The organism is Streptomyces cupreus, from assembly GCF_014257025.1.
Taxonomy (GTDB): Bacteria; Actinomycetota; Actinomycetes; order Streptomycetales; family Streptomycetaceae; genus Streptomyces; species Streptomyces cupreus.
On the sequence record NZ_JACMSF010000148.1, the window covers coordinates 1 to 2,591 of the forward strand.

Here is a 2,591-nt window from a genome sequence, read left to right on the forward strand (position 1 = left end):
GAGGCGGGCCATCGCGTAACTCTCCTTGGTGAACGCCCAGTTCAACCACGAGGAGTGCACGATGGCCCTGTCCCAGTCTGAACTGATACGGCTGCTTGAGTCACTACGCTCGACCGATGGAATCGAGCTCATCCGCGCCTTCGCCGAGCGGATGGTGCAGGAGCTGATCGAGGCCGAGGCAAGTGCCCATATCGGCGCGGAGTGGAACGAGCACACGCCGACGCGGACCAACGTCCGCAACGGGCACCGGGAGAAGGTGCTGACCACGCTGGCCGGCGATCTGGACCTGGAGATTCCCAAGGTCCGCACCGGCAGCTTCTTCCCCAGCCTGCTGGAGCGACGGCGCCGCATCGACCAGGCCCTCTACGCCGTCATCATGGAGGCATACGTGCACGGCGTCTCCACCCGCAGCGTGGATGACCTGGTCAAAGCCCTCGGCGGGGACAGCGGCATCTCCAAGTCCGAGGTCTCCCGGATCTGCACGATGCTGGACGAGCCGCTGACCGCGTTCCGCACCCGCCCGCTGGATCACGTCCGCTTCCCCTACGTCTACCTGGACGCGACCTACTGCAAGGCGCGGGTGAACCACCAGATCGTCTCCCGGGCCGTGGTGGTCGCCACCGGTATCACCGAGGACGGAGGCCGCGAGGTCCTGGGCCTGATGGTCGGGGACAGCGAGAGCGAGGCGTTCTTGAAGGAGTTCCTGCGCTCGCTGCGGGAGCGTGGCCTGTCCGGGGTCCGTCTGGTCGTCACGGACCAGCACGCCGGGCTGGTCGCCGCGGTCCGCAAGGTGATGCTCGGCGCCGCCTGGCAGCGGTGCAGGGTTCATTGAAGCCGTCAAGGAACAACCCGTTGCTTTCATAGGACAAGCCCGTTGCTCTGGTATGAGCTTCGCCGACGATGTTCTGGACCAGCTCGCGCTGCGGTTCCAGGTCGTGTTGCCGCATCTGAACGAGCGTCAGCGGCGTCTGATGCTGGGGCAGGAGGCGCGATTGCTCGGACACGGCGGGGTACGGGCCGTGGCGAGGCTGGCCGGGGTGAGCGAGACAACGGTCCGCAACGGTGTGTTCGAGCTGGAGGCCGGTGAGGATCCGCTGCGGGACGGCTGCGTCCGGCGCCCCGGGGGTGGGCGCAAACCGGCCGAGGAGCAGGATCCGTCCCTGGTTCCGGCGTTGCTGAAGCTGGTGGAGCCGGACGAGCGGGGCGATCCGATGTCGCCGCTGCGCTGGACCACCAAGTCCCTGCGCAACCTAGCCGAGGAGCTGACCAGGCAAGGGCACCCGGTCTCCGCTCCGACCGTCGGCCGACTGCTGAAGGGACAGGGTTTCAGTCTGCAGGCCAGCGCCAAGACGCTGGAGGGCAAGCAACACCCCGATCGGGACGCGCAGTTCCGCTACATCAATGAACAGGTCAAAGAGCACCACTCTGGCGGTCAGCCGGTGATCAGTATCGATGCCAAGAAGAAGGAGCAGATAGGACAGCTGCCGAACCCCGGGCGCCAATGGCGCCCCGCCGGCGATCCGGTGCAGGTGGAGGACCACAGCTTCTACTTCATCGGCCCCGACGTCGAGGTGGCGATACCCTTCGGCATCTACGATCTGGCCCACGACAGAGGCTGGGTGAACGTCGGTACCGATCACGACACCTCGGTGTTCGCGGTCGAGTCGATCCGCCGCTGGTGGCGGGCCCGTGGCCGGGTGGACTACCCGGAGGCCGACCGGTTGCTGATCACCGCGGACTGCGGAGGGTCCAACAGCTACCGCTACCGGTTGTGGAAGGCTGAACTCGCCGTGTTCGCCGCCCAGATGGGCCTCACGGTGAGCGTTTTGCACTTTCCGCCGGGCACCTCGAAATGGAACAAAATCGAGCACCGGCTGTTCTCCCACATCTCCATGAACTGGCGTGGCAGGCCCCTGACCAGCCACGAAGTCGTGGTCAACAGCATCGCCGCGACCCGCACCCGCACCGGCCTGCGCGTTCACGCCGAGTTGGACACCGGGACCTACCCGGTGGGAATCTCCGTCAGCCGCGAGAACCTGCGCTCACTGCCGATCACACACCATGACCGGCACGGATCCTGGAACTACACGATCGCCCCGGCCGGCGCCACCGGCGACGGCGTGATCAACGCCAGCGAGCGCGACCACGCCAGGTCGCAAGTCCTGGCGATGCTCGCCGACCTGCGTCTGAGCGGCATGACCCCACCCGAACTGGGCTCACTGTGCGTACAGTTGGCTCCCGCACAGGCCGCCCAGGCCGAACAGCGCAAGTTCCAGCAACGCGGCGGCCGACGCCTGCAGGCCCCCGGAGCGCACGGCAAACCCCTGCTCTCGAACGCCGACCGCATCCTCATCACCGTGATCTACCTGCGCCGCGTCTGCTCCCAGAAAGTCCTGGTCGACCTGCTCGCCATCAACCCGGTCACCATCGGCAAGGCCATCGGCGAGACCCGCACCCTCATGGACGCGCAGAAGATCACCGTCTCGCAGACCGCGCACTACTTCTCCTCCGCCCAGGAACTGCACGACTGGGCGCAGGACGGCGCGACCACCGGCCGAATGGATCTCTCCCAGACCCTGTCCCACCCCACC

1 protein-coding gene and 1 pseudogene are annotated in these 2,591 nt (G+C 66.8%); both read left to right on the forward strand.

What is annotated here, in order from left to right; all coding sequences use genetic code 11:
- Positions 1 to 61: 61 nt before the first annotated feature.
- Positions 62 to 829, forward strand: a pseudogene (locus tag H4N64_RS43970) (IS256 family transposase); the annotation flags it as partial.
- A 55-nt stretch (positions 830 to 884) separates the two neighbouring features.
- Positions 885 to 2,591 (forward strand): ISAzo13 family transposase (locus H4N64_RS43975; RefSeq protein ID WP_260860453.1); only part of this gene is annotated, 1,707 nt, incomplete at its 3' end.